This window comes from Streptomyces sp. NPDC060027, assembly GCF_042737005.1.
In the GTDB taxonomy this organism is placed as follows: domain Bacteria; phylum Actinomycetota; class Actinomycetes; order Streptomycetales; family Streptomycetaceae; genus Streptomyces.
This window is the reverse complement of record NZ_JBHWVI010000121.1, coordinates 1-26,447: the sequence shown is the minus strand read 5'-3', so window position 1 is coordinate 26,447 and position 26,447 is coordinate 1. Positions and strand designations below refer to the sequence as shown.

22 protein-coding genes are annotated in these 26,447 nt (G+C 70.5%); 10 read left to right on the top strand and 12 right to left on the bottom strand.

All coding sequences use genetic code 11. The features are described 5' to 3' along the window. Positions 1-43: 43 nt before the first annotated feature. From ccsB to hemL, 7 genes are all read right to left on the bottom strand, one after another. Entirely contained in the window at positions 44-1,165 is a 1,122-nt protein-coding gene (gene ccsB, locus ACFWBT_RS26655; protein WP_385704889.1) for a c-type cytochrome biogenesis protein CcsB, read from the bottom strand. Beyond that, positions 1,162-2,976: a cytochrome c biogenesis protein ResB gene (locus tag ACFWBT_RS26650; protein WP_385704887.1), complete on the bottom strand. Its 1,815-nt coding sequence runs from the start codon at positions 2,974-2,976 to the stop codon at positions 1,162-1,164. Before ACFWBT_RS26650 ends, ccsB begins: the two co-directional genes overlap by 4 nt. Positions 2,977-2,979: 3 nt before the next feature. After that, entirely contained in the window at positions 2,980-3,717 is a 738-nt protein-coding gene (locus tag ACFWBT_RS26645) for a cytochrome c biogenesis CcdA family protein (RefSeq protein ID WP_385704899.1), read from the bottom strand. A 50-nt stretch (positions 3,718-3,767) separates the two neighbouring features. Continuing rightward, entirely contained in the window at positions 3,768-4,391 is a 624-nt protein-coding gene (locus ACFWBT_RS26640) for a TlpA family protein disulfide reductase (RefSeq protein WP_385704885.1), read from the bottom strand. Positions 4,392-4,457: 66 nt separating this feature from the next. Beyond that, positions 4,458-5,717: a hypothetical protein gene (locus ACFWBT_RS26635; protein ID WP_385704882.1), complete on the bottom strand. Its 1,260-nt coding sequence runs from the start codon at positions 5,715-5,717 to the stop codon at positions 4,458-4,460. Positions 5,718-5,869: 152 nt separating this feature from the next. Then, positions 5,870-6,580 carry a histidine phosphatase family protein gene (locus tag ACFWBT_RS26630; protein WP_385704879.1) on the bottom strand — a complete coding sequence of 237 codons (711 nt, stop codon included), beginning with the start codon at positions 6,578-6,580 and terminating at the stop codon, positions 5,870-5,872. Beyond that, the gene (gene hemL / locus ACFWBT_RS26625) at positions 6,577-7,893 is read right to left on the bottom strand and encodes a glutamate-1-semialdehyde 2,1-aminomutase (RefSeq protein WP_266761412.1); all 1,317 of its coding nucleotides are present in this window, start codon (positions 7,891-7,893) and stop codon (positions 6,577-6,579) included. The genes ACFWBT_RS26630 and hemL overlap by 4 nt, the downstream gene beginning before the upstream one ends. A 580-nt stretch (positions 7,894-8,473) precedes the next feature. Between hemL and ACFWBT_RS26620 the strand changes: the two genes are divergently transcribed. Next, the gene (locus ACFWBT_RS26620; RefSeq protein ID WP_019061278.1) at positions 8,474-8,911 is read left to right on the top strand and encodes a hypothetical protein; all 438 of its coding nucleotides are present in this window, start codon (positions 8,474-8,476) and stop codon (positions 8,909-8,911) included. A gap of 65 nt (positions 8,912-8,976) precedes the next feature. Here the strand turns inward: ACFWBT_RS26620 and ACFWBT_RS26615 are convergent, their stop codons facing one another. Beyond that, the gene (locus ACFWBT_RS26615) at positions 8,977-9,711 is read right to left on the bottom strand and encodes an SDR family NAD(P)-dependent oxidoreductase (RefSeq protein WP_385704874.1); all 735 of its coding nucleotides are present in this window, start codon (positions 9,709-9,711) and stop codon (positions 8,977-8,979) included. A 178-nt stretch (positions 9,712-9,889) separates the two neighbouring features. On the opposite strand from ACFWBT_RS26615, the gene ACFWBT_RS26610 reads away from it, so the two are divergent. The 5 genes from ACFWBT_RS26610 (at position 9,890) to ACFWBT_RS26590 (ending at position 14,569) form a co-directional block, all read left to right on the top strand. Beyond that, positions 9,890-10,468: a universal stress protein gene (locus ACFWBT_RS26610; protein ID WP_385704871.1), complete on the top strand. Its 579-nt coding sequence runs from the start codon at positions 9,890-9,892 to the stop codon at positions 10,466-10,468. 293 nt (positions 10,469-10,761) lie between these two features. Beyond that, a complete protein-coding gene (locus tag ACFWBT_RS26605) occupies positions 10,762-11,196 on the top strand; it encodes an SAV_915 family protein (RefSeq protein ID WP_385704868.1) in 435 nt (144 codons plus the stop codon). 9 nt (positions 11,197-11,205) lie between these two features. Beyond that, complete coding sequence (gene lysA, locus ACFWBT_RS26600) at positions 11,206-12,651, top strand: diaminopimelate decarboxylase (RefSeq protein WP_385704865.1); 1,446 nt, start codon at positions 11,206-11,208, stop codon at positions 12,649-12,651. Between the two features lie 300 nt (positions 12,652-12,951). After that, complete coding sequence (locus tag ACFWBT_RS26595; RefSeq protein ID WP_385704862.1) at positions 12,952-13,578, top strand: hypothetical protein; 627 nt, start codon at positions 12,952-12,954, stop codon at positions 13,576-13,578. 304 nt (positions 13,579-13,882) lie between these two features. Then, positions 13,883-14,569, top strand: coding sequence for a class F sortase (locus ACFWBT_RS26590; protein ID WP_385704859.1), 687 nt, complete (start codon positions 13,883-13,885; stop codon positions 14,567-14,569). 96 nt (positions 14,570-14,665) lie between these two features. On the opposite strand, the gene ACFWBT_RS26585 is transcribed toward ACFWBT_RS26590, so the two are convergent. The 4 genes from ACFWBT_RS26585 to kdpF are packed head-to-tail and all read right to left on the bottom strand — an operon-like array spanning position 14,666 to position 19,244. Beyond that, positions 14,666-15,334 (bottom strand): potassium-transporting ATPase subunit C, encoded by a 669-nt coding sequence (locus ACFWBT_RS26585; protein ID WP_385704856.1) that lies wholly within the window; start codon positions 15,332-15,334, stop codon positions 14,666-14,668. Between the two features lie 24 nt (positions 15,335-15,358). Then, positions 15,359-17,485, bottom strand: a complete 2,127-nt coding sequence (kdpB, locus tag ACFWBT_RS26580; protein ID WP_385704853.1) for a potassium-transporting ATPase subunit KdpB — start codon at positions 17,483-17,485, stop codon at positions 15,359-15,361. Further along, positions 17,482-19,146, bottom strand: coding sequence for a potassium-transporting ATPase subunit KdpA (gene kdpA, locus ACFWBT_RS26575; protein WP_385704852.1), 1,665 nt, complete (start codon positions 19,144-19,146; stop codon positions 17,482-17,484). The genes kdpB and kdpA overlap by 4 nt, the downstream gene beginning before the upstream one ends. A gap of 8 nt (positions 19,147-19,154) precedes the next feature. Continuing rightward, positions 19,155-19,244: a K(+)-transporting ATPase subunit F gene (gene kdpF / locus ACFWBT_RS26570; protein ID WP_033264828.1), complete on the bottom strand. Its 90-nt coding sequence runs from the start codon at positions 19,242-19,244 to the stop codon at positions 19,155-19,157. A 352-nt stretch (positions 19,245-19,596) separates the two neighbouring features. On the opposite strand from kdpF, the gene ACFWBT_RS26565 reads away from it, so the two are divergent. The 4 genes from ACFWBT_RS26565 to ACFWBT_RS26550 all read left to right on the top strand — a co-directional run bounded on the left by ACFWBT_RS26565 (position 19,597) and on the right by ACFWBT_RS26550 (position 26,284). Beyond that, on the top strand, positions 19,597-21,573 hold the full coding sequence (locus ACFWBT_RS26565; RefSeq protein ID WP_385704896.1) for an APC family permease: 1,977 nt from the start codon (positions 19,597-19,599) through the stop codon (positions 21,571-21,573). A gap of 268 nt (positions 21,574-21,841) precedes the next feature. Next, positions 21,842-23,800, top strand: a complete 1,959-nt coding sequence (locus ACFWBT_RS26560; RefSeq protein WP_385704848.1) for an amino acid transporter — start codon at positions 21,842-21,844, stop codon at positions 23,798-23,800. Positions 23,801-23,977: 177 nt separating this feature from the next. Continuing rightward, positions 23,978-24,688 carry a response regulator transcription factor gene (locus tag ACFWBT_RS26555; protein WP_385704894.1) on the top strand — a complete coding sequence of 237 codons (711 nt, stop codon included), beginning with the start codon at positions 23,978-23,980 and terminating at the stop codon, positions 24,686-24,688. 120 nt (positions 24,689-24,808) lie between these two features. Then, entirely contained in the window at positions 24,809-26,284 is a 1,476-nt protein-coding gene (locus ACFWBT_RS26550) for a sensor histidine kinase (RefSeq protein WP_385704891.1), read from the top strand. Positions 26,285-26,447 lie beyond the last annotated feature (163 nt).

Here is a 26,447-nt window from a genome sequence, read left to right as displayed (position 1 = left end):
CAGACACAGGTCACCGGGGCCGGCCGTATCGCGTCCGGGCGGGTCAGACGCCCGCGTAGGAGTGCTTGCCGCTGACGAAGATGTTGACGCCGTAGTAGTTGAACAGCCAGCAGCCGAAGGCGATCAGGGCGATGTAGGCGGCCTTGCGGCCCTTCCAGCCGGCCGTGGCCCGCGCGTGGAGGTAGCAGGCGTAGGCGACCCACGTGATGAACGCCCAGGTCTCCTTGGGGTCCCAGCCCCAGTAGCGGCCCCAGGCGTCGCCCGCCCAGATCGCGCCCGCGATGATCGTGAACGTCCACAGCGGGAAGACGGCGGCGTTCACGCGGTAGGAGAACTTGTCGAGCGAGGCCGAGGCGGGCAGCCGCTCCATGACGGAGGTGGCGAACCGGCCGGGCTGCCCGCCGTTCACGAGCTTGTTCTCGTAGGAGTCCTTGAAGAGGTAGAGCAGCGTGCCGACGGCGCCCACGTAGAAGACGGCGCCGCACAGGATCGCGGTCGAGACGTGGATGTACAGCCAGTACGAGTGCAGCGCGGGAACCAGCTGGTCGCTCGCGGTGTACAGGACGGTGACGGCGAGACCGAGATCGAGGAGGACCGTGGTGACCAGGGGGAGGCCGAGCCAGCGGACGTTCTTCTTCAGCGCGAGCAGGACGAGGAAGACCCCGACGGCGACGGTGGAGAAGGTGATGTTGAACTCGTACATGTTGCCCCACGGCGCCCGCCGCACGGACAGGGCGCGGGCGACCACACCCGCCGCCTCGACGGCCCACGCGAGCACGGTGAGGGACACGGCGATCCGCCCGTAGAGGTCGCCCTGCTCGTCCCCGCCGTGCGCTCCGGGCCCGTCGGGCACGTCCCGCGCGCCCACCGCGGACCGGGTGACCACCTTCGGCCGCTCCAGTACAGCGGTGCCGCCGGCCTTCTGCGCGGTGACCTCGGGGGCCGCCGCGGTCGTCCTGGCGCCGTTCGCGGTGAGCGCGTTGGCGGTGCGGGCGACCTTGCTGCGGCTGCCGAAGAGCCACTCGGCGATGTAGGCGAAGAATGCCAGGGTGTAGACGGCCATCGCCGAGTAGATCAGCGTGTTGCTGATGTTGGCGAGGTGTTCGTTGGTCGCGGTGGCCAGGTCGGTCACGGCGCCCAGGTCGTGTGCGGTGGCGAGCGTCACTGCTTCTCAGCCCCTTCGGCGGCTGTTGCGGTCGGTTCGGCGTCGGCGTCGGTGGGTGCCGCGTCTTCGTCGGGCTTGGTGGGTGCCTGTTCGTGCACGAGCGCGGCCAGGTCGCCGAGCTCCTCGGGAAGCTTCGCGGACTCGCTGCGGCCGAGGCCGGCCATCTCGACGACGGTGACACCGTCGTCGCCGGTGGTGGCCCGCACCCAGACACGGCGGCGCTGGATGAACAGCGATCCGGCGAGGCCGAAGATCGCGGCGAACGCCCCGGCCAGCGCCCAGTCACTGCCGGGCTGCTGGGTGACCTGGAAGTTCGCCCACTCCTTGATGTCCTTGTCGAAGGTGATCGAACCGGCGCCGTCCGGCAGCGTCATCGTCTCGCCGGGCCGCAGCCGCGACTTGAGGATCTCGCCCTTGGCGTCCTTGAACTGCTTCATGTGGGAGGTCTCGAGCTGGTACACGTTCTGCGGGAGGCCCGCGTCGACCCCGAGGCTGCCGTGGAAGCCGCTCAGCGCGAGCACGGGGTAGTCGAGCGCGGGGAACTGGGAGAACATGTCGCCCTTGCCCGCCCCGGCGAAGGTCGGCACGAAGAAGGCGGAGAAGCCGAGCTGTTCGCTCTTCCCCCGCGCGTTCCGGTAGCCGTCCATGACCTTGACGGCGCCCTGTGAGGTGACGTTGGAGTCCAGCGGCAGCAGGGGCACGGCCTCGTGGAAGACGACCTTGCCCTTGCCGTCCCGGACGGTCACGACGGGCGCGTAGCCGTGGGCGGTGAGGTAGACCTTCGAGTCGCCGACCACCAGCGGCTCGTTGACCTTGACGACGGTCTTCTTCTCCTTGCCGTAGGCACCGACGCTGTAGTCGACGGTCGCCTGGTACGTGCGGGGCGTGCCCTTGTTGGGGCCGGTCCGCTCGTAGGTGCCGGTGAAGTTCTTCAGGTCGAAGCTGAACGGCGTGAGGTCGTCGGTGCTGAAGAGGTTGCCGGACTTGAAGTCGTCGTAGGACAGGAGGGTGTTCGAGAAGCCGTCGCCCTCGACGATCAGCTTGTTGCCCTCGGACTTGAAGAGCTGGCCCCAGGCGAAGGCGACGAGCATGACGATCAGCGCGATGTGGAAGAGCAGGTTGCCGGTCTCGCGCAGATAGCCCTTCTCCGCGGCGACGGCGTCCTTCTCGATGTGCGCCCGGAACCGGCGCTGCCTGAGCACCTTGAGCGCGGCCTCGCGGACCTGCTCGGGCTCCGCCTCCGTGCGCCAGGTCGCGTACGCGGGCAGCCGGGACAGCCGCTTGGGGGCGCCCGGCGGACGGCCGCGCAGCTGCCCGACGAACTGCCAGGTGCGGGGCACGATGCAGCCGATGAGCGAGATGAACAGCAGGATGTAGATCGCGGAGAACCACACCGAGCTGTACACGTGGAACAGGCCGAGCCGGTCGTAGAGCGGACCGAGGACGCTGTGCGCGTCCTTGAACTCCTGCACCTTCGCCGCGTCCTGGTTGGACTGCGGGATGAGCGAGCCGGGGATGGCGCCGAGCGACAGCAGGAAGAGCAGGATCAGCGCGACCCGCATCGACGTCAGCTGACGCCAGAACCAGCGGGCCCAGCCGACGACCTCGCGGGCGGTCCAGGCGATCCATCCCGTGGCGCCGGGTGTCCGCGCGCCGCCGAAGGAGCCGGGCATCGCCGTCTCCACGGGCGCGGTGGACAGCTGCGAACCGGCCTCGCCGAGTTCGCCGTCGGCACTCACCCCGATGTGCCGCTTGGCGGGCGCCGGGTCCGGAGTCCCGCCCGAGCCGGTGTCAGTGTCGGTCGTCCTCATGGGTCAGATCCCTACCGTGAAGCCGCTGGACCACGTCTGCATCTGCTGCACCAGGCTGTCCCAGGCACCGGTGAGCAGGAGCAGGCCGGTCACGATCATCATTCCGCCGCCGATCCGCATCACCCAGGTGTAGTGCCGCTTCACCCAGCCGAACGCGCCGAGCGCCTTGCGGAAGGCGACAGCGGCGAGGACGAAGGGCACTCCCAGGCCGAGGCAGTACGCGACGGTCAGTATGGCGCCACGGCCGGCGCTCGCCTGGTCCATGGAGAGCACGGTGACGGAGGTGAGTGTCGGGCCCAGACACGGCGTCCAGCCGATGCCGAAGAGCGCGCCCAGTATCGGCGCCCCCGCGAGCCCTGTCACCGGCCGCCGGTGGAAGCGGAACTCGCGCTGGGTGAGCCAGGGCATCAGCCCCATGAAGAACACGCCCATCGCGATCATCAGGGCGCCGAGGATCTTGCTGAGGATGCCGTTGTACTCGTGCAGCGTCGAGCCGAAGTAGCCGAACAGCGCCCCACCGGAGACGAACACGGCGGTGAAGCCGAGCACGAACAGGCTGGCCCCCGCGACCATCCGCCCCCGTCTGGCCTCCGCCAGATCCGTGCCGCTGACTCCGGTGACGTACGACAGATAGCCGGGTACGAGCGGCAGGACGCACGGCGAGAAGAAGGAGACGAGCCCGCCGAGCGCGGCGATCGGCAGCGCGAGCAGCAGGGCGCCGTTGTAGACCGTGGTGTTCATGCCGGTCGGGGCGGCGAGGTTCGTGGACGCCAGGAGAAGGGACACGCCGGTCACTTCTCCGCGACGATGGGGTCGAGCATCTCGTGCAGCTTCTGTTCGCTGAGCGCCTGGAGCGTGCGGGCCGCGATCTTCCCGTCCCGGTCGATGATGAGCGTGGACGGGATGGTCTGCGGGTTGAGCGTGCCCTTCTTGAAGCGGAGCATCAGCTTGCCCGTGGGGTCGTACAAGCTGGGGAACGTGACCCCCTGCTCCTTCTCGAAGGCCTTCGCCAGAGCGGTGCTGGCGTCACGCGTGTTGATGCCGACGAACTGCACGCCCTGCGACGCGGTCTCCTTGGCGACCTTGACGAAGTTCGACGCCTCGGCGCGGCACGGCGGGCACCAGGAGCCCCACACGTTCAGGACGACGACCTTGCCCTTGTAGTCCGCGACGTCGAGCTGCTTGCCGTCGACGGTCTTGCCGGAAAGGTCGGGGATGGCCACCCGCTCACTCTTCGCCACCGTCGAGATGCCGTCCTTGCCGGCGACGAAGCCGCTGCCGCCGGAGCCGCCGTTCGTGCCGCCCGACCCGCACGCGGTCAGGACGAGCGCGGCGACGGCGGCCCCTGCGGTGTACAGGGCGGCACGGCCACGGGTGCGGTTCGGGCGCTGGTCTGCGCGGCAGGCGGCACTCATGTGAAAAGTTTCGCATGCCCGTTTCGGGGATCTTCCGCACCCCCCTTGCGGGTGGAAACCCGCATTTCAGGCGGTCCGCCCCCGGAGGTAGGAGTTCCAGCCGCCGGAGGGCCGCTCCGCCACGTCCAGCGACTGGAGTTTCGCCAGCACCTCGGGCCGCTGCACATCCAGCCAGTCCACGAACTGGCGGAAGGAGACGAGGCGCACGTCGGCGCTCTTCTCCTTCTCCCGGGCGATGTGGGTGAAGGCCTGCTCGACGGCGTCCATGTAGATGCCGCCGTTCCAGTCCTCGAAGTGGTTGCCGATGAAGAAGGGGGCGCGATTCGTCTCGTACGCCCGCTTGAATCCGGAGATGTACGATTCGGCCGCCTGGGTGCGCCAGGCCGGGTAGTTGTACGAGGGCGCCCGGGTGGAGTTGACCGACTGGTTGGCGAGGATGTTGTAGTCCATCGACAGGACCTCGAAGCGGTGCCCGGGGAAGGGCATCGCCTGCAGCGGCAGGTCCCAGAGCCCCTGCTTCCTCTGCGGCCAGCGCTGGACACCGCCGGGCGAGGAGGCGTCGTAACGCCAGCCGAGCTCCCTGGCTACGGGCAGCAGGTTGCTCTGGCCGAGCAGACACGGGGTGCGGGCGCCGACGAGCTCCTTCTCGTAGTCGAAGGGAAGCGCGGGCAGATCCGTCCAGCCCGAGTTGGTGCGCCACTCCGTCACGAAGGACTTGGCCTGCTCGATCTCGCTGCGCCACTGCCGGGCCGTCCAGTTGGCGACCGAGCCGGAGCCGGAGCAGAAGTGGCCGTTGAAGTGGGTGCCGATCTCATGGCCGTCGAGCCAGGCCCGACGGACCAGCTTCAGCGTGGACCTGACGTGCTCGTCGCTCAGGTAACCGATGTCCGAGGCGCCGCGCGGGTTGTTCGGCGGCAGGTACAGGCGCTTCTTCGACTCGGGCAGCAGATAGAGCCCGGAGAGGAAGAACGTCATGTGCGCGTCGTTCTCGTCGGCGAGCTGGAGGAAGCGCTCGAAGAGACCGGTGCCGACCTCGCCGGCGCCGTCCCAGGAGAAGACCACGAACTGCGGCGGGGTCTCACCGGGCTCCAGCGGCACGGGGCGCCCGGGCTGGCGCGGCTGCTTGCCCGTGTAGGCGGTGGAACCGTCACCGATGGGGCGCGCGGTCCGCTTCGGGGCGCCCGGCCTGCCGGTGCCGGCCGTGGGGGAACCGCCGGGGTGACCCACGGCGTCCTTCTGCGCGATGGTGCCGCACGCGGCAAGTCCCAGCGTGGCCGCGGCACCTGCGCCGAGGCCGATCATGCCCCTCCGGCTGACGTCCCGCATACGGTCCTCGTTTCATCGCACCCTCTCAGCTGGCTCTCAGCTGGCATCCCATGAGAGGGCACGATGAAGTCGGAGGTTCCGTCCAACGCGCACAGATTTATATGATTTTACGAAGATGCGCCCGTTCAGCCGGGCTTATCAGCTTCTGCCCGTCAGGCCCCGAACGCCTTGTCCTTGCCCTTCACCGGCTTGGCACCGGCGAGGAGATGAGCCGGAACCAGATCGCGCGCGGGCTCGGTGTAGCCCACGGACACGATCTTGTCGCCCCGGTAGGTGAAGGTCGTCAGGGACGCCAGCGTGCACTGCCGCTTGCGCGGGTCGTGCCACAGCCGCCGCTTCTCCACATAGCTGCGCACGATCCAGATCGGCAGCTGATGGCTCACCAGCACCGCCTCGTGGCCGCGCGCCGCGTCCTTGGCGGCGTCCAGCGCGCCCATCATCCGCACGACCTGCTCGACGTACGGCTCGCCCCAGGACGGCTTGAAGGGGTTGACGAGGTGCTTCCAGTTCTCCGGCCGCCGCAGCGCGCCGTCCCCGACGCCGAAGGTCTTGCCCTGGAAGACGTTGTCCGCCTCGACGAGCCGCCCGTCGGTCGCCAGGTCGAGACCGTGCGCCTTCGCGATCGGCGTGGCCGTCTCCTGCGCCCGCTCCAGCGGCGAGGCCACGACATGCGTGACGTCACGCGCCGCGAGGTGCTCGGCGACCCGGTCGGCCATCTGCCGTCCGAGCTCGGACAGGTGGTACCCGGGCAGCCGCCCGTAGAGCACCCCGTCCGGGTTGGCGACCTCGCCGTGCCGCATCAGGTGGACGACGGTGATGTCGCCGCTGCCGGTGGTGTCGCCGTTGCTCGTGGGGTCGCTCATGCCGTGGCCTCCGCCGCTGCCCGTGCCGCCGCCGGAAGGGCGTCGGCGATCCGCTGAACCGCCTGCTCGTCGTGAGCCGTCGACACGAACCACGACTCGAACGAGGACGGCGGCAGATACACGCCCTGCGCCAGCATCGAGTGGAAGAACGCGGTGTAGCGGAAGGACTCCTGCGCCTTCGCGCCTTCGTAGTCGCGCACCTCACGTCCCGTGAAGAAGACGGAGAACATGTTGGAGGCGCTCTGCAGACGGTGGGTCACACCCTCCTTGGTGAGCGCCTCGGTCACCAGCGTCCGGATCCGCTCCGACACCGCGTCGACCTTGTCGTACGCCGCGTCGTCGAGGAGCCGCAGCTGCGCGAGCCCGGCGGCGGTGGCGACCGGATTGCCCGAGAGCGTGCCCGCCTGGTACACCGGCCCGGCGGGCGCGAGGTGCGCCATGACGTCCTCGCGGCCACCGAACGCGGCGGCCGGGAAGCCGCCGCCCATCACCTTGCCGAAGGTCATCAGGTCGGGGCGCACGCCGTCGATCCCGTACCAGCCGGCCTTGCTCGTGCGGAAGCCGGTCATGACCTCGTCGGAGATGAAGAGGGCGCCGTTCTTCGCGCAGGCGTCCTTGAGGCCCTGGTTGAAGCCGGGCGCGGGAGGCACCACACCCATGTTGCCGGGCGAGGCCTCGGTGATCACGCAGGCGATCTCACCGGGGTGCGCGTGGAAGGCGGCCTGCACGGCTTCCAGGTCGTTGTAGGGCAGGACGATGGTGTCGGCGGCCTGGGCGCCGGTGACGCCGGGCGTGTCGGGCAGCGCGAAGGTCGCCAGCCCGCTGCCCGCCGCGGCGAGCAGCGAGTCGACGTGTCCGTGGTAGCAGCCGGCGAACTTGACCACCTTCGACCGCCGGGTGAACCCGCGGGCCAGCCGGATGGCCGACATCGTCGCCTCCGTGCCGCTGGAGACGAGCCGGACCTGCTCGACGGGTTCGACGCGCGCGACGATCTCCTCGGCCAGGGCGACCTCTCCCTCACCGGGCGTACCGAAGGACGTACCGCGCGAGACGGCTTCCTGAACGGCGGCGATGACCGCCGGGTGGGAGTGCCCGAGGATCATCGGACCCCAGGAACAGACGAGGTCGACGTACTCACGGCCGTCGGCGTCGGTCAGGTACGGACCGGTACCGGACACCATGAACCGGGGCGTACCGCCCACGGCTCGGAAGGCGCGCACGGGAGAATTCACGCCACCGGGGGTGACGGCCGCCGCACGGTCGAACAGCGACTGCGAGGCTGGGGCTTCGTAGGGATAAGGCAGTTCGGTCATGACCTGCGACGTCTCCGACTCCGGGGGGCTAGTGACCTCCTCAGGGTAGGCCAGGGGCCCCGGGGGTCCGTGAGGGGAAGAACGAGGCGGCCGTGAACGGATGAACCCGGCCCGACGTACGGCTCCACAGAGGAAAGATCCCGGCCATCGTGGGGCCGGTGTGACGGAGGCCGGTACGACAACCGGGCTCCTTCCCCCGGCCATCTGCGAAACTGGGCTACGAACGGACAGCTCACATGAACGACGGTGTTCAGGGGCCGCGAAGATCCCGCGGACAGGTGTTTCGGCGTACGTTTCGGCGTGCGACCGTGGGGGAGGTCACTGTCACGATGATCGGGTTGCGTGGCGGGGGTCGCGCGACTTAGAAAAGCAGTCGGGTGGAGATATGCATCGCGGTGGCGGACTGGGCGAGGGGACCGACGACCTCAACCCTCGGCGTGCCCGGCGGGGGAAACACCGGCGCGAGGCGGAGGAAGCGGCCGGCACACGGGCAGGACAGGCACAGGGATCGCAGAGTGACCCCGAGCGGATCGACCGCGCGGTGGAGCGACTGCGGTCGGAGAGCGGGAATGGTGGCCGAGTGGGGGTGACGTACAAATACTTCGGCGCCCCGGACGGCGCGACGGCGGCCCGGGTCCCGATCTCGATGCGCCCCGAGGAACTCGGCGGCGACGAGCTCGGCATGAACGGCATGTTCACCAAGATCAAGCCGGAGACGATGGCCGCGATGGTCCTCACCGGCATAGAAGGCGTCCCCCTGAACAAGGTGCCGCCGCTCGAACTCGTCGTTCTGCACCCCGACTACGCCGTGGTCAAGCTCCCGATGACCGTCGTCGACCCGCTGCGCGGCATAGGCGAGGAGGCCGTCGGAGCGGCCGCGTTCATCTGGTCCACCGTCCCGGACCGGGGCGGCCCGCGCGACGCGTTCAACGTCTATCAGCTGCTGCACGAGTGGCAGGACTTCTCGCACCGCCTGCACGAGGCGGGGCACCAGCCGTACTGCCTGGTGTGGCCGTGACCCGGGTTCTCCAGGGAATCTGACCCGGGTCTCCGCCGGAACCCGGCCCACCGGCGCCGGGACGTTCAGAGCCCGCCCGCCACCCGGAGCACCGCGCCCGTCGTGTACGAGGCGTCGTCCGACAGCAGCCAGGCCACCGCGCCGGAGATCTCCTCCGGCCGGCCCGCGCGGCCCATGGGGATGCCGGCGGCCACCCGGGCCGGGCGCTGCGGGTCCTCGTGGAAGTCCGTCCAGATGGTGCCCGGGGCGACGCAGTTCACCCGGATACCGTCGGCCGCCACCTCCTTGGACAGACCGATGGTCAGAGCGTCGACGGCGGCCTTCGCCGCCGCGTAGTGGACGTACTGGCCCGGACTGCCCAGGGTCGCCGCGGCGGACGAGACGTTGACGATCGCGCCCCCGCCGGCCGCGGTCATCTCCCGTACGGCACGGCGCGCGCAGAGCAGATAGCCGAGCACGTTGACCGCGAGGGCGTCCCGCATGCCGCCGGGGTCGGCGTCGGCGAGCCGTCCGTTGGGTCCGCTGACGCCCGCGTTGTTCACCAGTCCGGTGACCGGGCCGAGTCCGGCCGCCGCGTCGAAGAGCCCGTCGACCGCCGCGGGGTCGGAGGTGTCCACGGCCACGGCCAGACAGTTCCGGCCCGCGTCGGCGACGGCGTCCGCCACCGCGTCGGCCGCCGCGCGGTCGGACCGGTAGCCGATCACGAGGTCGTGGCCCTCCTGGGCCAGCCGTCGGCAGACGGCCGCGCCGATACCGCGGCTGCCCCCGGTCACCACCGTGATCCTCCGTCCGCCTCGCATGATCGCCTCCCTCGCCCGCCCGGCCGATCAGTGTGCCAGGAGCGGGGTCAGGGACTCGTCAGAACAGAAGCCCGGGGTGTCAGGGAGGCGTCAGCACTCCGTTCGCCGTCGTCCGGGGCGCCTTCCATGGGAGACGGACGCCTACCGGGGCAGTCGTACGCCGAGGAACGAACGAGGGATGGGTGAGGGCGCGGTGCGGGCGACAGATGAGGGTGCGGGCGGGAGTGCTGCCGGACGGCCGCGTGTCGTGGTCGGGGTGAACGGGTCGCTGGGCGGCCTGGCGGCCCTGCACCGGGCCGCGTACGAAGCCCGGCGCGGCGGTACGGAGCTGGTGGTCGTGTTCGCCTGGGAGCCGCCCGGCGGTTCCCTCGCACACCGGCGCGCGCTCTGCCCGCTGCCGCTGGAGGACCTCCGGCGGGACGCGGGCCGACGGCTGCTCGCCGCGCTCGAAGCGGCCTTCGGTACCGCGGGACCCGGGGTTCCCTACCGGGCCGTGGTCGCGCAGGGGGCCGGCGGGCCCGCCCTGGTGGAGACCGCCGACCGGGAGGACGACCTCCTGGTGGTCGGGGCGGGAGGTCGCGGGCCGGTCCTCCGGGCGCTGCTCCCCTCCGTCGCCCGCTACTGCCTCGCGCACGCCCGCTGTCCCGTGCTGGCCGTACCGCCCTCGCCCCTGGCGGACCACCTCTCCGCGGTGCACCGCCGGATCGCCCTGCGCCTGCCCCTGGACGCGCGGGAGCTGACGGAGGGCCGGTCCTGAACGCGGAGTGACACGCGGGAGCTGACGGAGAGCCGGTCCGAACGCGGAGGGTGACACGCGGGAGCTGACGCAGGGCCGGTCCGAACGCGGAGGGTGACACGCGGGGTGCACGGGCCCGTCGTCCACGGCGACCCGCGTCCCGGCCCGTCAGCATCCCGTTACGGCTCAGCCGCTCGCCGTCAAGCATGTGTCAGCGGGGCGGTCGAACCCCGGCAGGCCGGGCATAGCGTCACCGGAGCGCCCGGCCGAACGGGTCGGGCGGCGCACGTCACTCCCTCTTCGAGGAGCAGTACATGTCTCCACTCGATCGTTCCGAGGACCCCGAACCCGCTGAACGCCTCCCGGCCGGACGACACGGGCTCCGGTTTCCCGGACCGCTCTTCGTCCCCGTCCGGCCGGGACCCACGGGCTGCGCGACCCGCTTCTTCCGCACCCCCCTCGGCGCTCGTACGGCCGTCGGATTCACCTCGGCGGCGAAACTCACCGCCACCCTCGGCAGCGACCAGACCTGGATACGGCTCTCCGAACCCGCGCTGCGCGCACTCGCCGCGCCCCTGGGCGTCACCGCCCTCACCGTCGACCCGCAGCTCTCCGCCCCCACGACGGACCGTGCCGCCGCCACGGTCCGCGAGCGCGAGAACTCCCGGCGCCGGTGGCATCCCCGGCACGCCGGCGTCGTGCGGGTGTCCGGCGCCGCCGCCGCGTGTCCGAACCCGCTGATCGGCTGAGGAGGCACCATGTCCGTCCAGGAACCTCCCGTGATCACCGGGCCCGCCACCGGAGCCACCGGCACCGGACCAGCGGGCACCCGCACCGGCCCCGACACCGGCACGGACGCCGGGAAGGACGCCGGAAACGCCGGCACCGGTACCGACGACCGGGACCCCGACGGTCTGTCCGTCTGGCCCCGGTCCACCCGTCCCGCCCCCGACGGCGACCTCACGCTCGCCGGTGTCTCCCTCGCCGAGGCCGCCGACCGCTTCGGCACCCCCGTCTACGTCCTGGACGAGCGGGAGGTCCGGGACCGCTGCCGTACCTACCGCGCCGCGTTCCCCGAGGCCGACGTCGTGTACGCGGCGAAGGCGTTCCTGTGCCGGGCGATGACCCACTGGGTCCGGGAGGAGGGACTCGGCATGGACGTCTGCTCCGCCGGGGAACTCGCGCTCGCCGTCACCACGGGCTTCCCGCCCGAGAGGATCGTGATGCACGGCAACGCCAAGAGCCCGGAGGATCTGCGCACCGCCCTGCGCCTCGGCGTCGGACGCATCGTCGTGGACAGTACGTCGGAGATCGCCCGCCTCGCCGCGATCACCCCGTCCGGCACCCGGCAGAAGGTCATGGTGCGGGTGGTGCCCGGCATCGCGGCCGGCGGCCACGCGAAGGTGCGGACCGGCACGGACGACCAGAAGTTCGGCCTGTCGGTCGCGGACGGCTCGGCGCGGCACGCCATGACCCGGATACTCGACCAGCCGCACCTCGAACTCGTCGGGTTGCACTGCCACATCGGCTCGCAGATCGCCTCCGTGAAGCCGTACGTCGCCGCCGTGCGCCGCATGGTCGGACTGCTGGCCCGGGTCCGGGACCGGCACGGAGTGGTCCTCCCCGAGCTGAACATCGGCGGCGGCCACGCCATCGCCCACCGGCCCGGCGAGGAGAGCATGAACGTCTCCGACCTGGCCGCCCGGGTCCGCGCCGAACTGGAGGACGGCTGCAGCCGCGCCCGACTCCCGCTCCCCCGGCTGATGTTGGAGCCGGGGCGGGCGATCGTCGGCCCGGCCGGGGTCGCCGTCTACCGGATCCTGTCCGTCAAACGGACCGGCGCACGCACCTTCGTCGCCGTCGACGGCGGCATGAGCGACAACCCGAGGCCCGCGCTGTACGGCGTCCGGTACGCGCCCCGGCTCATCGGCCGGGCCTCCCGCACACCGCCCCGCCGCGTCACCGTCGTGGGCCGGCACTGCGAGGCGGGCGACATCCTCGCCGACGAGGTGGCGCTCCCGGGCGACGTACGCCCCGGCGACCTCCTCGCCGTGCCCGCGGCCGGGGCGTATCACCTCTCCATGGCCTCCGGTTACAACCTGGTCGGCCGTCCGCCCGTGGTCGCGGTGTCCGACGGCATCGCCCGCGTCCTCGTACGCCGTGAGTCGCTGGAGGACATGAGCCGCCGGGACGTGGGGATCTGACGCCGGATCCCCGCGCGGCCTATCGGGGTGCGCAGACGAGTCGCCGCCGATCGGGTCATGCGCGGAGCTCCGCACCGGCCCGCGGGACACCGGGCCTTCTCGGTGAATCAGCAGGTCAGGAAGGTAGGGCCGCCCTCGGGCAGTGGCGTGAGCGGCCGATGGGGGGTACGCCGGCCGTGGGCCGGGCGGGCTTCTCAAGTGGTGGGCTTCACGCTTCGGCTTGACGGTGGATCACGTCGGGCCGGGTTTTTGTCTGCTGACAAGAGGTCAGCTGCCTGGTCCCGACGGAAGGACTCCGAAATGCGATCTGCCCGCATGCTCCTCGCCGCCGCGACGGCCACCGCCGCTCTCGCGATCGCCGCCCCCGGCGCCTACGCCGTCTCGGCCGGCGACTGGGACCACGGCGACTCCTCCTCCTCCAGCAAGGAGCACGACTCCTCCTCCAGCAAGGAGCACGACAAGGGCTCCTGGAAGGACAGCGAGCACGACAAGGGCTCCTGGAAGGACAGCCACGACAAGGGCTCCTGGCACCACGAGAAGCCGGAGGGCGGCGTGCACACCGGCGGCGGTGCGCTGACGGCCATCACGGCGGACGACTGGAACAAGGACGACAAGAAGTACGACCCGGAGACCTACAAGGACAAGGGCTCCTCGGACTCCGAGAAGGGTTCGGGTTCGTGGGAGAAGGACTCCTCGGACTCCGAGAAGGGTTCAGGTTCGTGGGAGAAGGACTCCTCGGACTCCGAGAAGGGTTCGGGTTCCTGGGAGAAGGACTCGGAGCACGGCAAGCCCCACGGCGGCGTGCACACCGGTGGCGGCGGTCTCGCCTCTTCGGGTGTCACGGCCGGCGGAATCGCCATCCTGGGCGTCGCGGCCGCGGGCGTCTACGCGCTGCGCCGTAGAAGCGCCGAGGGCGGTGTGGCCTGACCATGCCTGACGACATAGCGGCCCGGGCCGCCACCCACGACCCCCGTGGCGGCCCGGCCGGCCCTCCCTCTCCGACACCTCCGCCAACCCCCACCCCTGCTCCTTCTCCTTCTCCTTCTCCGCCCCGGCCCCTGACCCTGCCCCTCTCTCCGTCTCCGTCTCCGTCTCCGGTTACCGGCCTATGGCCTTGCGCCCTTGCTCCCGTTGCTCCCTTTCCTGCTCTCGCTGCTGTTCCTGCTCTTGCTGTTCAAGCTGTTTCGGCCCTGTCCGCTCTGCTGCCCCGACCCGATGAGGTGGTGCCCCGATGGCAGCCCGCTTGTCCTCTCCTGCCGAGAGCCCGTTCACGTCGCCCGGCCGGAAATCCCGGCGTCGTGTGACGTGGATCGTGTGGTGCGCCGGCATCGCGGTCCTGCTGGCGATGAGCCTGTTCCGCGGCCATGACGAACCGTCCGGCCCCTCCCCCGCCTCCCGGGCCGCGGCGGCCCCCGCGCCCTCGGCCTCGCGGGCACCCTCGGCCGTTCATGAGGACGGGAAGCATCTCCCGCGGGCCGAGCCGACCCGTCTGCTCATCCCGAAGATCTCGGTGGACGCGCCCTTCACCGACCTCGTCATCGACGACGCGGGCCGGCTCCAGCCCCCGCCCGCGAACGACACCAACCTGGTCGGCTGGTACGCCAAGGGTGTCTCCCCCGGTGAGCGGGGTGCGGCGATCATCGCCGGGCACGTCGACACGACGACCTCCGCCGCGGTGTTCGCCGGCCTCAGCGACCTGAAGAAGGGCGACAAGTTCAGCGTCCAGCGGTCCGACGGCCGGACGGCGTCCTTCGTCGTCGACAGCGCGGAGACCTTCGCGAAGGACGACTTCCCCGACAAGCGGGTGTACGCCGACACTCCCGACGCCCAGGTGCGCCTCATCACCTGCGCCGGCACCTACGACCGCTCCGTCAAGGACTACACCGACAACCTGGTGGTCTTCGCCCACCTCGTCTGACCGGCGGCAGAGTGGACGGAACGCCCGGACGGCGCCGGGAGTCGGCGATCCGCGGTCTCCCCGCTCGCCGACTCCCGGCTGACGCACGTCATTCCGTCAGCTCTTCGCCACAAGTCCCTTGAGCGCGATGTTGAGTTCGAGGACGTTGACCCGGGGTTCGCCGATGAAGCCGAGGGTCCGGCCGTCGGTGTGCTCGCCGACCAGCTTTCGCACCTGGGCGACGGACAGTCCGTTCCTCTCCGCGACGCGGTGCACCTGGATGTCCGCGTAGTCGGGGGAGATGTCCGGATCCAGGCCGGAGCCGGAGGAGGTGACCGCCTCGGCGGGCACGTCCGCGGGCCGCACCGTGTAGCCGGGGACCGAGTTGTCCTTGACGACGGCCTTCTTGGCGGCGGTCACCCAGTCGATCAGGTCCTTGTCGTCACCGGACCGGTTGGTGGCGCCGGACAGGATCAGCTTGTACCGGGTGTTGACGCTGTTGGCGCCGAGGCCGTTCTGCGGACGGCCCTGGAACCACTTCAGGTCCGGCTCCGGGGTCTCCTGGCCCTTCTTGAGCGGCAGGTTGTAGGCCTGGCCGATGAGCGAGGAGCCGACGACCTTGCCGTCCGCCGTGATCTCGGAGCCGTTCGCCCTGTCGGAGAACAGTCCCTGGGCCACCCCGGTGACGGCGAGCGGATAGAGCACTCCGCAGATGACGGTCAGGACGAGCAGGGCCCGCAGGCCGGCCCAGAGCAACCGGGCCGTGTTGGTTACCGAGTTGTTCATGGTGATCAGCACGCTTTCGAGAAGTTACAGCCCGGGGACGAGGGAGATGAGCAGGTCGATGACCTTGATGCCGATGAAGGGCGCGACCAGGCCACCGAGGCCGTAGATCCCGAGATTGCGTCGCAGCAGCCTGTCGGCGCTGACCGGGCGGTACCGCACACCCCGCAGGGCGAGCGGCACCAGCGCGATGATGATCAGCGCGTTGAAGATGACCGCGGAGAGGATCGCGGAGTCGGGCGAGGACAGGTGCATGACGTTGAGCTTGTCCAGGCCCGGGTAGACCGCCGCGAACAGCGCCGGGATGATCGCGAAGTACTTGGCGACGTCGTTGGCGATGGAGAACGTCGTCAACGCGCCCCGGGTGATCAGCAGTTGCTTGCCGATCTCGACGATCTCGATGAGCTTGGTGGGGTTGGAGTCCAGATCCACCATGTTCCCGGCCTCCTTGGCGGCCGAGGTGCCGGTGTTCATGGCGACACCCACGTCCGCCTGGGCCAGCGCGGGGGCGTCGTTGGTGCCGTCGCCGGTCATCGCGACGAGCTTGCCGCCCGCCTGCTCCCGCTTGATGAGGGCCATCTTGTCCTCGGGAGTCGCCTCCGCGAGGAAGTCGTCGACGCCCGCCTCCTCGGCGATCGCCTTGGCGGTCAGCGGATTGTCGCCCGTGATCATGACGGTCCTGATGCCCATGCGGCGCAGCTCGTCGAACCGCTCGCGCATGCCGTCCTTGACGACGTCCTTGAGGTGGATGACGCCCAGGATGCGAGCCCCGCGCGAGTCCTCGACGGCCACCAGCAGCGGGGTGCCGCCCGCCTCGGCGATCCGGTCGGCCAGGGTGTCGGCGTCCATGGAGACCGTGCCGCCCCGCTCCTTGACCCAGGCGATGACCGAACCGGCCGCGCCCTTGCGGATCTTCGTGCCGTCGACGTCCACCCCCGACATCCGGGTCTGGGCGGTGAAGGCGATCCACTCGGCGCCCGCCAGCTCGCCCTGGTGCCGCGCGCGCAGCCCGTACCGCTCCTTCGCCAGGACGACGATCGAGCGCCCCTCCGGCGTCTCGTCGGCCAGCGAGGACAGCTGGGCCGCGTCCGCGACCTCGGCCTCGGTCGTCCCCGTCACCGGGACGAACTCCGACGCCTGCCGGTTGCCCAGCGTGATGGTGCCGGTCTTGTCCAGCAGCAGGGTGGAGACGTCACCGGCGGCCTCGACCGCGCGGCCCGACATCGCGAGGACGTTCCGCTGCACCAGACGGTCCATGCCCGCGATGCCGATCGCGGAGAGCAGGGCGCCGATGGTGGTCGGGATCAGGCAGACGAGCAGGGCCACCAGCACGACCATCGTGAGGTGGGTGCCCGCGTAGTCCGCGAACGGCGGCAGGGTGGCCACGGCGAGCAGGAAGACGATGGTCAGGGACGCGAGAAGGATGTTCAGCGCGATCTCGTTGGGCGTCTTCTGCCGGGCCGCGCCCTCGACCAGGGCGATCATCCGGTCGATGAAGGTCTCGCCGGGCTTGGTCGTGATCTTGACGACGATACGGTCGGAGAGGACCTTCGTGCCGCCGGTGACGGCCGAGCGGTCTCCCCCGGACTCCCGGATGACCGGGGCCGATTCCCCGGTGATGGCCGACTCGTCGACGCTCGCGACACCCTCGACGACGTCACCGTCGCCGGGGACGATGTCGCCCGCCTCGCAGACGACCAGGTCACCGATCCTCAGCTCGGTGCCGGGCACCCGCTCCTCACGGTCACCCACCAGACGCCGGGCCACCGTGTCGGTCTTGGCCTTGCGCAGGGTGTCCGCCTGCGCTTTGCCGCGCCCCTCGGCCACCGCCTCCGCCAGGTTGGCGAAGACGACGGTGAGCCACAGCCAGGCGCTGATCGCCCAGCCGAACCAGTCACCCGGGTCCTTGAAGGAGAAGACCGTCGTCAGAACGGAGCCGACGAGGACCACGAACATCACGGGCGACTTGACCATCACCCGCGGGTCGAGCTTGCGGAAGGCGTCCGGCAGCGACCTGAGAAGCTGCTTGGGATCGAAAAGACCCGCGCCGACCTTTCCTTCGTCCTTGTGGCCGCTCGGCGCATCGCTGTGCGGCGCCCGGGCCCGGGTGGCTGTGGACATCGAGTCCTCTTGGTTCTCTGTACGGGTGGTCATGACGCCAGCCCCTCGGCCAGCGGGCCCAGCGCGAGGGCCGGGAAGTAGGTCAGGCCGGTGATGATCAGGATCGCTCCGACCAACAGGCCCGTGAACAGCGGCTTCTCGGTACGCAGGGTGCCCGCGGTCGCCGGCACCGGCTTCTGCTCGGCGAGCGAACCGGCCAGCGCGAGAACGAACACCATCGGGACGAAACGGCCGAGCAGCATGGCCAGCCCGATCGTGCTGTTGAACCACTGCGTGTCGGCGTTCAGACCGGCGAAGGCCGAGCCGTTGTTGTTGGCGCCCGAGGTGTAGGCGTACAGGATCTCGGAGAAGCCGTGCGCGCCGGAGTTGGTCATCGAGTGGCCCGGGGTGGGCAGGGCCATCGCGGCGGCGGTGAAGACGAGCGCCAGCGCCGGGGTGATCAGGATGTAGCAGGCCGCGAACTTGATCTCGCGGGTGCCGATCTTCTTGCCCAGGTACTCCGGGGTGCGGCCGACCATCAGACCGGCGATGAACACCGCGATGATCGCCATGATCAGCATGCCGTAGAGACCGGAGCCGGTACCACCGGGCGCGATCTCGCCGAGCTGCATGCCCAGCAGCGTGATGCCGCCGCCCAGACCGGTGAAGGAGGAGTGGAAGGAGTCCACCGCGCCGGTCGAGGTCAGGGTCGTCGCCACCGCGAAGATGGACGAGCCGCCGACGCCGAAGCGGGTCTCCTTGCCTTCCATCGCCCCGCCGGCGAGGTCGAACGCCGGACCGTGGTGGTGGAACTCGGTCCACATCATCAGCGCGGTGAAGCCGATCCAGATGGTGACCATCGTGGCGAGGATCGCGTAGCCCTGCCTGAGGCTGCCGACCATCCGGCCGAAGGTCCGGGTCAGCGCGAAGGGGACGAGAAGGATCAGGAAGATCTCGAAGAGGTTGGTGAACGGGGTCGGGTTCTCGAAGGGGTGGGCACTGTTGGCGTTGAAGTAGCCGCCGCCGTTGGTGCCCAGCTCCTTGATGGCCTCCTGCGAGGCCACGGCCCCGCCGTTCCACTGCTGCGAGCCGCCGAAGAACTGGCCCACCGCGTGGATGCCGGAGAAGTTCTGGATGGCGCCGCACGCCACCAGGACGACCGCGGCGACGACGGACAGCGGCAGCAGGATGCGCACCACACCGCGCACCAGGTCCGTCCAGAAGTTGCCGAGTTCGCCGGTGCGGGACCGCGCGAAGCCGCGGACGAGAGCCACGGCCACCGCGATGCCGACGGCCGCGGAGACGAAGTTCTGCACGGCCAGACCGGCGGTCTGCACGACGTGGCCCATGGCCTGCTCGCCGTAGTACGACTGCCAGTTGGTGTTCGTCACGAACGACGCGGCGGTGTTGAACGCCTGATCCGGGTCGATCGCCGAGAAGCCGAGCGAGCCGGGCAGGTGACCCTGGACGCGCTGGAGGACGTAGAGAAAGAGGACGCTGACGGCGGAGAAGGCGAGGACACCGCGCAGATAGGCGGGCCAGCGCATCTCCGTGTTCGGGTCGGCGCCGATGCCCTTGTAGATCCACTTCTCGACGCGCAGGTGCTTGTCGGAGGAGTAGACCCGGGCCATGTAGTCGCCGAGGGGACGGTAGGCGAGTGCCAGTGCCGCTGTCAGAGCGATCAGCTGGAGTACGCCGGCGAGGACGGGGCTCATATCGGCGCTCAGAACCTCTCCGGGAAGACGAGGGCGAGGACGAGATAGCCCAGCAGGGCGACGGCCACGACCAGGCCGACGATGTTCTCGGCGGTCACAGCTTCGTCACCCCCTTGGCGACGAGGGCCACCAGCGCGAACACCGCGATCGTGGTGACGACGAAGGCCACGTCGGCCATCGTGAGCTCCTAAAGAGGTGCGAATCGAACGGACGCTTAGAGGAGAACTCGTCGCCGGCCGGATCCGGCCACCGTTGACGCCTCCCATACGGGGCGCGGCACGCCTTTGACGCATCCCTTACGAGTCACCGCGGAACCCCTGACCGAAGGCCCCCGGAAGGTGTCGGGACCGGACCGAGTGTCGGGGATCCCCGCACCCCCGTCCCCGGGCTTACCCTCCGCCCGTGTTCAACGTGACGGGGATCCTGAAGCGGCTGGTGATCGGCCGGGCGATGCGCAGCGAGGAACTGCGCGAGACGCTGCTGCCGAAACGGCTGGCCCTGCCGATCTTCGCCTCCGACCCTCTGTCGTCCGTGGCGTACGCGACGCAGGAGATCCTGCTCGTGCTCACCCTCGGCGGACTGGCGTATCTGCACTTCACGCCATGGATCGCGGGCGCGGTGGTGGCTCTGATGACGGTTGTCGTGCTGTCGTACCGGCAGGTGGTGCACGCCTATCCGAGCGGCGGCGGCTCCTTCGAGGTGGCCTCGACGAACCTGGGCCCCTCGGCGGGACTGGTCGTCGCCGCCTCGCTCCTGGTCGACTACGTGATGACGGTCGCCGTCTCGGTCGCCTCCGGCGTCGACAACATCATCTCGGCACTCCCCGGACTCGCCCACCAGCGCGTCCCGATGGCACTCGTCTTCGTCGCCCTGCTCGCGGCCGTCAACCTGCGCGGGATGCGTGAGTCGGGGCGGGCCTTCGCCGCGCCGACCTATCTGTTCATCGGCGGCGTGCTGATCATGGTGGTCACCGGGCTGATCCGGTACGCCCTCGGGGACCCGCCGGTCGCCGAGAGCGCCGCCTACGGTGTCACGCCGGACCCCGCCGACGCGCACTTGACGGGCCTGGCCCTGCTCATGCTGGTGCTGCGCGCGTTCTCCTCCGGCTGTACGGCGCTGACCGGCGTGGAGGCGATCTCCAACGGCGTGCCGGCGTTCCGCAAGCCCAAGTCGCGCAACGCGGCCACCACGCTGGCGGCCATGGGCGGCCTCGCGATCGCGATGTTCGTCGGCGTCACCACGCTGGCGCTGGTCTCGAAGGTGCACATCACGGACGACTCGTGCCGGCTGACGGGACTGGACGGCGACTGCGCCTCCTACACCCAGCGCACGGTCATCGCGCAGATCGCGGCGGCGGTGTTCGGCGGGGAACACAGCCTCGGCTTCTACTTCATCCAGGCGGTGACGGCCCTCGTCCTGATCCTCGCCGCGAACACCGCCTTCAACGGCTTTCCGCTGCTGTCCTCGATCCTCGCCCAACACCGCTATCTGCCACGCCAGTTGCACAACCGGGGCGACCGACTGGCCTTCTCCAACGGCATCCTGGCCCTCGCTATCGTCGCGGGCCTGCTGCTGTGGGGCTACCGGGCGAACGTGACCAGCCTCATCCACCTCTACATCCTCGGCGTGTTCACCTCCTTCACGCTCTCCCAGCTCGGCATGGTGCGGCACTGGAACCGTGCGCTGCGCGGCACACCCGACGCGGCCACGCGGCGTCGCCACCACACGGCGCGTGTGATCAACGCGGTGGGCGCGGTCGTCACCGGACTGGTCCTCCTCGTCGTCCTGTCCACCAAATTCACCGAGGGCGCGTGGCTGGCCGTCCTCGCGGCGGCCGTGCTGTGGCTGACGATGCGCGCGATCAGGCGCCACTACGACGCCACGGCGGCGGAACTGGCGGTGACCGACCCTCGCGTCGAACTCGTCCCGCCCAGCCGGGTGCTCGCGATCGTGCTCGTGTCCACGCTCCACAAGCCGACGCTGCGGGCCCTCGCCTACGCGCACGCCATCCACGCCGACGGGCTGGAGGCGCTGACGGTCTCCGTCGACCCGGACGCGACGGCCGAACTGCGCAGGCGCTGGGAGGAGTACGGCATCGACGTACCGCTGAAGATCGTCGACTCCCCCTACCGCGAGATCACCAGGCCGGTCGTCGCCTATGTCCGGGCGGTGCGCCGCGACAGCCCGCGCGACATCGTCGCCGTCTTCGTCCCCGAGTACGTCGTCGGTCACTGGTGGGAGAACCTCCTCCACAACCAGTCCGCCCTGTGGCTCAAGAGCCGGCTGCTCTTCACCCCGGGCGTGATGGTGACGAGCGTGCCCTGGCAGCTCACCTCCTCGGCCCACGGCGACCGGCCGGCGGCCCGGGCACCGGGTTCCGTCCGCCGAGGGGAGCCGCAGGCCCCGCCGCAGGTGAGGCGCCGTTAGCCGAGGGCGCTGCCGTCCGGCACCCGGCCCGGGCGGTCGCGGCGCTCCCGGACCTGGGCGGAGGAGGCGGGGACGGCCGGCACGTGCGGCGGCACCGGCGGTTCCCCTCTTGGCGCGCCCGTGATGCGCGACCAGCCGGTCTTAACGCAAGCTTGACGCCTGGGGCCCCTGGACGCGTGGGCCCACGGATCACTCTCTGTCTACGCTGATGGCGCCGTCTCCTCGATGGCCGGAACCGATCGAAGAGACGTACGTCAGGAGAGTCACGATGGCCAGCACCGAGCCCGCCCCACCGAGCCGCTTGCGGGCCTGGATGCTGGAAGGCCTGTCCGACATGGGCAAGGGGAAGGGCCGCCAGGTACCCCGGCCGGCCGAGCCCGCGCCCGTGCACAAGGGACAGCGCTGGTGGCGGGTCATGTGCCTGACCGGCGTCGACTACTTCTCCACCCTCGGCTACCAGCCGGGCATCGCCGCCCTCGCGGCCGGACTGCTGTCCCCCGTGGCGACCATCGTGCTCGTCATCGTCACCCTGGCGGGCGCGCTGCCCGTCTACCGCCGAGTGGCCGAGGAGAGCCCGCACGGCGAGGGCTCCATCGCGATGCTGGAGCGACTGCTGTCCTTCTGGAAGGGCAAGCTGTTCGTCCTCACCCTGCTGGGCTTCGCCGCCACCGACTTCCTGATCACCATCACCCTCTCGGCGGCCGACGCCTCCACCCACCTGGTGGAGAACCCTCATCTCAACAGCGCGCTGCACGACAAGCAGATGGTGATCACCCTGTTCCTCGTGGCCCTGCTGGGCGCCGTCTTCCTCAAGGGCTTCCTGGAGGCGATCGGCGTCGCGGTGGTGCTGGTGGGCATCTATCTCACGCTCAACGTCGTGGTCGCGGCGTCGGGAATCTGGCAGGTGATCACCCACGAGTACGTCGTCACCGACTGGACCACCGCCCTGACCGCCGAACACGGGAACGTCTTCGCGATGATCGGGGTGTCCCTGCTGGTCTTCCCCAAGCTCGCGCTCGGCCTGTCCGGCTTCGAGACCGGCGTGGCGGTCATGCCGCACGTGGAGGGCGACCCGGGCGACACCGAGCAGAAGCCGGCCGGACGTATCCGCGGCGCGAAGAAGCTGCTGACCACCTCCGCCGTGATCATGAGCGTCTTCCTGATCGTGACCAGCTTCATCACCACCGTGCTGATCCCGGAGAAGGAGTTCGAGCCGGGCGGCCAGGCCAACGGCCGCGCGCTCGCCTATCTGGCGCACGAGTACCTCGGCAACGCCTTCGGCACCGTCTACGACGTCTCCACGATCGCCATCCTGTGGTTCGCCGGCGCCTCCGCCATGGCCGGACTGCTCAACCTCATGCCGCGCTATCTCCCGCGCTACGGCATGGCCCCGCACTGGGCACGCGCCGTCCGCCCCATGGTGATCGTCTTCACCCTGGTCGCGTTCCTGGTCACCTGGATCTTCGACGCCGACGTCGACGCGCAGGGCGGCGCGTACGCCACCGGTGTCCTCGTCCTGATCAGCTCCGCCGCCATCGCGGTCACCATCGCCGCCCGCAAGGCCCGCCAGAAGAACTGGACCGTCGCCTTCGCCGTCATCTCGGTGGTCTTCCTCTACACGACCGTCGTGAACGTCATCGAACGCCCCGACGGTGTGAAGATCGGTGCCTGCTTCATCGCCGGCATCATCCTGCTCTCCCTGCTCTCCAGGCTCGCCCGCGCGTTCGAACTCCGCGTGACCAGCATGACCATGGACGCCATGGCCGAGCGGTTCGTACGGGACATCGCGAGCCGGCGGATCCGGTTCATCGCCAACGAGCCCGACAAGCGCGACATCGCCGAGTACCGCGAGAAGATCGAGCAGATCCGCGCCGACCACGACCTCCCGCCCCAGGAGGACTTCGTCTTCCTGGAGGTCACCGTGGGCGACCCCTCGGAGTTCGAGTCGGTCATGAACGTACGCGGCGAAGTGCTGCACGGCCGCTACCGCGTCCTCACCCTGGAGTCCTCCTCCATCCCCAACGCGCTCGCCGCCCTGCTGCTGCACGTCCGCGACAGCACGGGCTGCATCCCGCACATCTACTTCGAGTGGACCGAGGGCGACCCCTTCACCAACTTCCTGCGCTTCTTCCTCTTCGGCCAGGGCGAGGTCGCCCCGGTCACCCGGGAGGTCCTGCGCGAGGCCGAGCCCGACCGCGGACGGCGGCCACGGGTGCACGTCGGCTGACCACGCCCGCGAGCCGGACCGGCCGGCCCCGTCCCGCGGCCCCGTCCCCCGGCCGGTCCCTGTGCGGTGGCCGACACTCCGGGAGCGGGTGAGAGGCCGGTAATAAAGCCGGGCGCGGACCGCTCACCAGGTCGCGCGCCTCCGGCGGCTTGGCAGACTGGTCGGGTGCCCCACCATGTGCTGCTCGCCGAGGACGACCGCGCCATCCGCCATGCCCTGGAAAGGGCGCTCACGCTGGAGGGCTACGAGGTGACGGCCGTGGCCGACGGGGTGGAAGCACTGGCCCAGGCCCACCGCACCCCACCGGACGTCCTCGTCCTCGACGTCATGATGCCCGGCATCGACGGCCTCCAGGTGTGCCGCGTGCTGCGCGCCGAGGGCGACCGCACTCCGATCCTGATGCTCACCGCGCTCGTCGAGACCGCGGACCGCATTGCCGGCCTCGACGCGGGCGCCGACGACTACGTGGTCAAGCCGTTCGACGTCGAGGAGGTCTTCGCCCGGCTGCGGGCGCTCCTCCGCCGCACCGGTAACGGCACCTTCGACGACGCCCCCGCACCGCCGCCGCGGGAGCCCCGGGCCTCCGGCGCGCAGATCTCCGCGGCCGGGCTGCGCATGGACATCCAGGCACGCCGGGTCTGGCGCGGGCAGCGCGAGCTGGAACTGACCCGGACCGAGTTCGAACTCCTCGAACTCCTCGTCCGCAACGCGGACATCGTCCTGGACCACTCCACCATCTACGACCGGATCTGGGGCTACGACTTCGGCCCCGGCTCCAAGAACCTCGCCGTGTACGTGGGCTATCTGCGGCGCAAGCTCGACGAGCCGGGGGCACCGGCGCTGATCCACACCGTTCGGGGCGTGGGGTACGTCCTGAGGGAGGACTGAGTGCCACCACCCCTCCCCGGCCCGTCCGAGCCCCCAGGGCCCGCGGGCTCGGACGGCGCAGGTCAGGTCGACGGTGGGAAGCCCGTCGGGGACGGAGCCCGGCAACGGGGGGCCCGGCGGCTGTCCCGGTTCGCCGGGGCACCCCGCCGGCTGCGCCGGGTGTCCTCCCTGCGCGCCACCTTCACCGTGTCCTTCGCTGCCGTCGCCGCCGCCGTCACGGTCCTGGTCGGGTTCCTGAGCTACGACGCCGCCGCCCGACTGGTGCGCGTCGACCAGCAGACGGTCTTCGCCGAGGTCGTACAGGACCTGCGCGACCAGGTCCGTGATCACCCGCTTCAGCCGCGGGACTTCGCCTCCCCCGACACCGACCACGACGGACCCCTCGACGACATCATCCGGCCCAGCCGCACCGACATCCAGGTGCTCGGGCCCGGCGGCGCGATGGTCGACCGCGGCGGTCCGCCCCTGCCCGTGAACCGTCACGACCGGGCGATCGCCGACAACGGCACGGCGGGCGAACTGGAGGAGCACAAGGACGTCGACGTCGACGGCGACCGCTACCGGCTCGCCACCGTCGCCCTCGGCGGCGGACGGGGCGCGGTGCAGATCGCCCAGCAGTTCAGCGACACGGAGGACCTGCTCCGGGAGCTCCAGCAGCGGACCGTGCTGCTCGTCGGGGCTGTCGTGGTCGCCGCGGGGCTGTTCGGCTGGTGGCTGGCCCGGCGCATCACCCGGCGCCTGGTGCGGCTCGCCGGGGCCGCCGAGGACGTGGCGCGCACCGGTCGCCTCGGCATCCAGGTGCCGGTCACCGGGTACGACGAGGTGGCCCGCCTCGGCCGGTCCTTCGACCGGATGCTCGGCCGCCTCGCCCAGTCCGAGGAGGACCAGCGTCGCCTGGTCCAGGACGCGGGGCACGAACTCCGTACGCCGCTGACCTCCCTGCGTACCAACATCTCGATGCTCCGCCGGATCGACGAACTGCCGCCCGACGCCCGCGAGGAACTCGTCGCCGACCTGGCCCTGGAGTCCCGGGAGCTGACCGATCTGGTCAACGAACTGGTGGCCCTCGCGGCCGGCCAGTCCGACACCGAGCCCGTACGGCACCTCGACCTCGCCGATCTCGCCGAGGACGTCGCGATCGTCGCGCGCCGTCGCACCGGCCGGGAGATCACCGTCCACGTCACCGGGGACACCGCGGTCGACGGCCGGCCGACCGCCCTCCAGCGCGCGGTCTCCAACCTCGTGGAGAACGCCGCCAAGTTCGACCGGGGCGGCAGGTCGCCGATCGAGGTCGTGGTGGCGGGTCCCGCCCCGCGGACCGGCGCAGGGCAGTCCGGTGATTCCGACGGTACGGACATGGATGACCGGCCCGGGCCGGTCCGCGTCGAGGTGCGCGACCGCGGACCCGGCATCGGAGACGACGACCTCGTGCGTGTCTTCGACCGCTTCTACCGCGCCGCCGACGCCCGCAGCCTGCCCGGCTCGGGCCTCGGCCTGTCCATCGTCCGCGAGGTCGCCACGGCCCACGACGGCACACCCTTCGCGTTCCACCGCGAGGGCGGTGGCACGGTGATCGGCTTCACGGTGGGGCGCTGACCTCGCGGGTGCGCTCGCGCTCGCCTCGCGCGTGGGGTCCGGTGGGTGGGTCGGGGCCGTGCCGGTACATCCCAGTCCGTCGCCGCTGGATCAGACGTGGGCTATCTGTGCGAACTGCTGCTCGATCCGAACGTAAGCGACGGACATCAGGGAAGTACCGGCA